The organism is Bradyrhizobium sp. UFLA01-814, from assembly GCF_046718885.1.
Lineage (GTDB): Bacteria > Pseudomonadota > Alphaproteobacteria > Rhizobiales > Xanthobacteraceae > Bradyrhizobium > Bradyrhizobium elkanii.
In genome coordinates, this window is the sequence record NZ_JAQOSR010000111.1 from 24,391 (window position 1) to 30,843 (window position 6,453).

The 6,453-nt window shown below is 63.9% G+C and carries 7 protein-coding genes; all 7 read right to left on the reverse strand.

Features of this window, described 5'->3' with window-relative positions; all coding sequences use genetic code 11:
- Positions 1–14: 14 nt before the first annotated feature.
- On the reverse strand, positions 15–1,097 hold the full coding sequence (locus PMN64_RS28550) for a phosphatase PAP2 family protein (protein ID WP_411783068.1): 1,083 nt from the start codon (positions 1,095–1,097) through the stop codon (positions 15–17).
- A 172-nt stretch (positions 1,098–1,269) separates the two neighbouring features.
- Complete coding sequence (locus tag PMN64_RS28555) at positions 1,270–2,211, reverse strand: polyphosphate kinase 2 family protein (protein WP_028342385.1); 942 nt, start codon at positions 2,209–2,211, stop codon at positions 1,270–1,272.
- Complete coding sequence (locus PMN64_RS28560) at positions 2,177–3,187, reverse strand: branched-chain amino acid ABC transporter permease (protein ID WP_411783069.1); 1,011 nt, start codon at positions 3,185–3,187, stop codon at positions 2,177–2,179. The genes PMN64_RS28555 and PMN64_RS28560 overlap by 35 nt, the downstream gene beginning before the upstream one ends.
- Positions 3,184–4,065, reverse strand: coding sequence for a branched-chain amino acid ABC transporter permease (locus PMN64_RS28565; protein WP_411783070.1), 882 nt, complete (start codon positions 4,063–4,065; stop codon positions 3,184–3,186). The genes PMN64_RS28560 and PMN64_RS28565 overlap by 4 nt, the downstream gene beginning before the upstream one ends.
- 210 nt (positions 4,066–4,275) lie before the next feature.
- Positions 4,276–4,980 (reverse strand): ABC transporter ATP-binding protein, encoded by a 705-nt coding sequence (locus tag PMN64_RS28570; protein ID WP_028342382.1) that lies wholly within the window; start codon positions 4,978–4,980, stop codon positions 4,276–4,278.
- A gap of 6 nt (positions 4,981–4,986) precedes the next feature.
- Complete coding sequence (locus PMN64_RS28575; RefSeq protein WP_018272977.1) at positions 4,987–5,760, reverse strand: ABC transporter ATP-binding protein; 774 nt, start codon at positions 5,758–5,760, stop codon at positions 4,987–4,989.
- Positions 5,761–5,782: 22 nt separating this feature from the next.
- A partial coding sequence (locus tag PMN64_RS28580) for an ABC transporter substrate-binding protein (protein WP_411783071.1) occupies positions 5,783–6,453 on the reverse strand: 671 nt, incomplete at its 5' end.

A 6,453-nucleotide genomic window follows, 5' to 3' on the forward strand; every position in this document is an offset into this window, starting at 1 on the left:
CCTGAGCGGCCCGCTCACCGCACTTCCGCGCGGGGCTCACCTCGATGAGCCGCTGGAATCATCGCCCACGCCCCGCGCCGGAACATGGTCACATGGCGCAACATCCAGGCATGAAGCCAACCGGCGAGGATCACAGACACGATCGTGACCACCAGACCGCCGATCAAGTCCACCACGTAGTGACCGCCGACGATGGGCGTCGCCAGTATCATGGCCAGATTTGCCAGCGTCATCGGAATGCGAAGCCATCGAACGTTCCAGCATGCCCAGATCAGGATCAAGGCCGCGGTACAGTGAAAGCTTGGAAACGCGATCAGTCCCTGGCCATGAAAATTGCGCAGGCTCCTGAGGCTCCCGTCGCGGATCCGGATCAGATCGTCGATCCAGCCCTCGGAGGTCAGAGGCAAATTCCGGAACGAAGACACTTCCGTATCGCTGACGTGCAGATGGGTCCATGCCGTGGTGGCGGGCAACAAGGCGAAAACTGCAATGGTGATGGTTAGCGATATGATCGCCGCCAGGATGAATTTTTCGAGCGTTTGGATTCTCCCCGTCACGGCCAGCACCAGGATTACGAGATGGGGAAGAAGGAAAATGGAGTTATAGGCCTCGGTCACGATGCGGGCCATCATGTCCGAACCAGCGAACAGGCCCGCATAGGTCCTCCAGTCGTAGCCCATCAATTGATCGGCACGCAGAAGCTGAGCATCAACCAGGGGACGGCCGACCGTCGCTGCCGCATAGGTCAACATCGTTGCAGCGATCGCCACGATGATATTCTGCGACCAGGTATTTATGAACAATTGAACGAATTGGATGCGCAGTCCCTTTGCCACGAGGTAGATGCTGAGAACGATCGCGGCTACCTTGCCATACCCATCCCAATCGACGTCGACGTGCCTGAAGCCGGACCAATGGAAGGCGGCAAAACAACCGGCCAAGAATAGCAGGACGGGCGCCCAGAGCACGCCCATCAGCGCGTCATCATTCACGTTGTGATTGCCTGTCGCTAAATCTGCGGTTGCCATGCCCTCATGTTGCGTCAATTCATTAATATTACCTTGCATGCGGCCGGTTTGAGCGGGGAATATCCGCATGCGGCCGACAACGCGTCACCTTGCGATAGATTGCCCGCGAGACTGCGGACGCCAGACGCGCACATAAGGACGGCTCCGGCGGGTGGGACGCCTCCCACGCCGCAAAGGGAGCGAGAGCCCGCGGTCTGCTCACGTCGCGGGACCGCGGGATGTCATCCAGCTTCTCCGCGCCCTATTTCCTCGCCGTCGCGGCCTTCTTCTCCGCCCCCTTGCCTTCCGTCTCCAGCGCCGCGCGGACGCGCTTGAATTCGCTTAAGTCGGCCTTGTCCACCTCGGGGAATTTCAGGTCGAGCTTGTCGAGCGCGTTGACGATGGTCGAGCCGATCACGACGCGGGCGAACCATTTGTGGTCGGCCGGCACGATGTGCCAGGGCGCCTGCCCGGTCGCGGTGTGATGGATCATGTCCTGATAGGCGGCCTGATATTTGGCCCACAGCTTGCGCTCGGCGACGTCGGCCATCGAGAACTTCCAGTTCTTGGCCGGCTCCTCGAGCCGGTCGAGGAAGCGCTGGCGCTGCTCCTCCTTGGAGACGTTGAGGAAGAATTTCAGGATTACGGTGCCGTTGCGCGACAGATAGCGCTCGATCGCCGCAATGTCCTCGAAGCGCTCGCGCCAGATGTCCTTGCTGACGAGGCGCTTCGGAATCTTCTGCTTGTCGAGCACCTCGGGATGCACCCGCACCACCAGGCACTCCTCGTAATAGGAACGGTTGAAAATGCCGATGCGGCCGCGCTCCGGCAGCGCGATCATCGCGCGCCACATGAAGTCGTGGTCGAGCTCCCTGGTCGACGGCTGCTTGAAGGAGGAAACCTCGCAGCCCTGCGGATTGACGCCCTCGAACACGCTCTTGATCGCAGAATCCTTGCCGGCGGCATCCATGCCCTGGAAGATCAGCAGCAGCGACCAGCGGTCCTGGGCGTAGAGCTTCTCCTGGAAATCGTTGAGCCGCTTGCGGTTGGCCTCGATGATCTTGCCGCCGGCGTCCTTGTCGATGCCGCCCTTCTCGGCGGTCGGATACGATTTGAGGTGAAATTCGCCCGACCCGTCGAAGCGGAACGGCGCGACGAAGGGCTTCAGTTCATCGGCGAGCGATGGGGACGGTTTGTTGCTCATGGCTTCTCGACGGCTTGCGTGACGACTTGATCCGGTCGATCACGCTACCAAGAATGCCCTTGGGCAGGAAGATGATGAACAGCACCAGCAGCACGCCATAGACCAGATTGTCCCAGCCGACCGCCTTGGTGCCGAAAGAGATGCGCAGCACCTCGGCCAGCACGATGGTGATGACGGCGCCGACCGTCGGTCCCAGCGCGACATAGACGCCGCCGACGATCGCCGCGAACACCATCTGCAAGGAGACCGCGATGCCGCTCACCGTGTCGGGCGAGATGAACATCTGGTACTGGCAATAGAGCGCGCCCGACAGCGCGGTCATCAGCGCGCTGATCAGGGTGATCTTGAGCTTCTCGGCGGTGACGTTGACGCCGGCCGCGGCGGCGGCATCCTCATCCTCCGAGATCGCCTCCATGGCATGGCGGATCATGCTGCGGTCGATCGCGCGCCAGATCACGAGGCCCAAGACCCAGACCGCGAGCGCGATCAGATACCAGGTGGTCTTGTCGTCGAATTGCAGCGCGAGCAGCCCCTTGCCGCTCGGCGCGCGCTGCGGCGTGTAGCCGAGCGAGCCGCCGGTATAGTCGCGGGTCGCGGTGATGACCTGCAGCACGATGCCCGACAGCGCCAGGGTCACCAGCACGAAATAATGCCCGGTGATGCGGAAGCGAAAGCAGGGATAGGCGACGACAAGCGCGAGCACGCCGGCGGTCGCCATGCTGAGGGGAATGCCGATCCAGGGCGACACGCCGAGATGGTTCCACAGCAATGCGGTGACATAGGCGCCGATGCCCATGAAGCCGCCATGGCCGAGCGAGACCAGGCCGAAGCGCCCCATGATCGACCATGAGGTGTAGGCGAACGACCAGATCAGGATCAGCACCAGCACGTGCAGATGATAGGGATCGCGATGCACGAAAGGCACCGCGACGAGCGCGAGCAGCGCGATGATCCAGCCGGCGGCTTGCCTGTTCACGAGCGCCTCGCCAGGAGGCCCGCGGGCCGGATGAACATCATGACGATGAAGAAGGCAAAGGCCAGCACGTAACCCCATTCGAGATCGGAGAACAGGCCGCCGAGCGAGATGATCTCGGCGAACACGAAGGCGGCGATGAAGCCGCCGATGAAATTGCCGAGCCCGCCGAGCACGCAGATCAGGAAGGTGATCGGCCCGAACGACAGGCCGACGAACGGATGCACGTCATATTGCAGCACCAGCAGGCAAGCGGCGAGCCCGGCGAGCCCGCCGCCGATCGCCGAGGTGACGAGATAGATGCGCTTGGGGTCGACGCCCATCAGCGGCATGATCTGGCGGTCCTGTGCGATGGCACGGATCGCGGTGCCGGTGAAGGTGCGGGTCAGGAACAGATAGACGCCGATCATGCCGAGCAGCGCGGCGGCGAACGACAGCAATCGCGCGTAGCTGAAATTCATCTCGCCGAGCGCGAGCACCGGCAGGCGGATGCCGAGATTGCGGAAGTCGATGCCGAACGCGACGGTGGCAAAGCTCTGCAGGATGAACAGCACACCGCCGGTGGCGAGCAGCTGGTTGATCGGCGGCGCAGTCAGGAGCGGCGCGATCACGAAGAAATGCAGCGCGCCGCCGAGCAGCGCCACCAGCAGGATGACGAGCGGCGCGGCGGCCCAGTATGGCAAGTGAAAAACCTGCACGAGATAGTACATGCCGTACATGCCGATCATCACAAGCTCGGCGTAGCAGATCCAGGTGACGTCGATGACGCCGAAGATCAGGTTGAGCCCGAGCGCGAGCAGCGCCAGCACGCCGCCGAGCAGGATGCCGTTGATGACGGCCTCCAGCAGGTAGATGTCGAAGATGTCGAAGAAGGATTGCATGCTGGCTCTGCCCCTAGACCGTGACGTCACTCGTTCCCGTCATCCTGAGGAGCCGCGAAGCGGCGCCTCGAAGGATGTACGGCCCGGCTGGTGGCCGTCGATCCTTCGAGACGCGGCTAACGCCGCTCCTCCAGCGACAACGGTGTAGCCGTTGCGCGGGGATGACGGGAAACGGGGTGAGCACGCCTGCCAGATGTGTTGTCATCATCCTCACACCCCCAAATACGCCTGCTTGATGGTGTCGCTCGCCGCGAGCTCCGCCGCTGACCCGGCGGCGCGGATGCTGCCGGCTTCCAGCAGATAGGCGCGGTCGACCACGCGCAGCACCTGCTGCACGTTCTGCTCGACGATCAGGACCGTCAGGCCGCTGGCGCGGATGCGCTTGACCAGCTCGAACACCTGCTGCACCACGACCGGCGCGAGCCCGGCCGACGGCTCGTCGAGCAGCAGCAGTTTCGGGTTCGACATCAGCGCACGGCCGATCGCGCACATCTGCTGCTCGCCGCCCGACATCGTCCCGGCCATCTGGTGCTGGCGCTCCTTCATGCGCGGAAACAGCTCGAACACGAACTCGAGCCGCTCGGCGTAATGCGCGCGGGCGCCGGGCATGAAGGCGCCCATCTTCAGGTTATCGGCGACGGTGAGCCGCGGAAACAGCCGGCGATTTTCCGGCACATGCGCGATCCCGAGGCTGACGATGCGATGTGGGGGCGTCGCGACGACGTCGGCGTCTTCCATCGCGATCGTGCCCCTGATCGGTCGGATCAACCCGGAGATCACCCGCATCAAGGTGGTCTTGCCGGCGCCGTTCGGGCCGATCACGCCGACAGCCTCGCCCGCCTTGACGTCGAGGCTGACGTCGAACAGCGCCTGGAAGCTGCCATAGCCCGCGTCAATCGATTTCAATTCCAGCATATGCGCTCACGCCCCGATCCGGCGCCGCGCCTGGGCTGCCGCCGCGGCCGCGAGGCTCGCATCCGCATCGGTGCCGAGATAGACCTCGATCACTTTTGCGTCGCCGGCGACATCGGCCGGCAGGCCCTCGGCGATCTTCTCGCCGTGATCGAGCACCATCACGCGATCGACCACGCGCATCAATACGCCCATGATGTGCTCGACCCAGATGATGGTGATGCCGAGCTCGTCGCGGATCCGGCGCAGCATGTCGGCGGCCTGGTCCATCTCGGCCTCGTCGAGACCGCCAAGGCTCTCGTCCGCGAGCAACAGCTTCGGGCCGGTGGCGAGCGCCTTGGCGAGCTCGAGCTTCTTCAACCCGGCGGCGCCGAGGCCCTCGACGCTGGCGTTGCGATCGGTCGGCAGGCCGACCATCGCAAGCGCCCGCTCGGCGGCCTCCTCGGCCTTGCCGCGGCTGTGGCGGCCCTGGCCGTAGAACCCGGCGAGCACGACGTTCTCGAAGATGCTGAGGCGATGGAACGGCCGCGGGATCTGGAAGGTACGGCCGATGCCACGGTTGATGATCCGGTGCGGGGCGAGCCCCGCGATCTCGTGTCCGTCGAACAGGATCGAGCCGGAGGTCGGCGGCAAGGTGCCCGAGAGCATGTTGAAGATCGTGCTCTTGCCCGAGCCGTTCGGGCCGATCAGACCGAGGATCTCGCCCTGCTCGACGCGGAACGACACGTTGTTGACGGCACGAAAGCCGCCAAACCGCTTGACCAGGCCTTCCACGGCGAGCACGGCAGTTCCCTTCGCGAGCGAGCTATTTGTAGCTGTAGGTGGTGCCGGCCGGCAGCGGCAGCTCGGTCTCGCGCTGCATCTGGCTCTTCGGCCACACCACATAGGATTTGTCGTCGATATATTGCAGCACCACCGGGAACGAGCGCGCGTTCTGCCCGGCATACTGCTCTCCCTCGCCGTAGAACTTCACGCCGTAGCCGAGCATGGTGCCGCCCTCGGGTATGTCGGTGTCGAGCGCGGCCTTGCGCAGCGCATCCGGATCGACGCCGCCATACTTCTTGATCGCGCGCGGCAAGACGTCGTCGAGGAAGACATAGGCGTTGGCCGCGCCGATGCCGACATGGGCGGAACGGATCGGCACGCCGGGCTTCAGCCGGTCAAACTCCTCGCCGACCATCTTGATGACCGGCGGCAGCTTGGGATCCATGCTCTTCTGGTTGGCAAGCCAGATCGAGATCGGGTCGGTGTTGAACAGATAGTTGGCGTCGGCGCCGAGGCCTTCCTTCAGCTTCTCGTAGACGCCGTAGCCCGCGCCGTGGCCGACGATGGCGCCGAACTTCAGCCCCTGCTCGCGGGCCTGGCGGAACAACAGGGTAATGTCCGGATTGTAGCCGGTGTGGAAGATCACGTCGGGCTTTGCGCGCTTCAGCTTCGTGACCAGCGCCGACAGATCGGGCGCGGTCGCCGAATAGC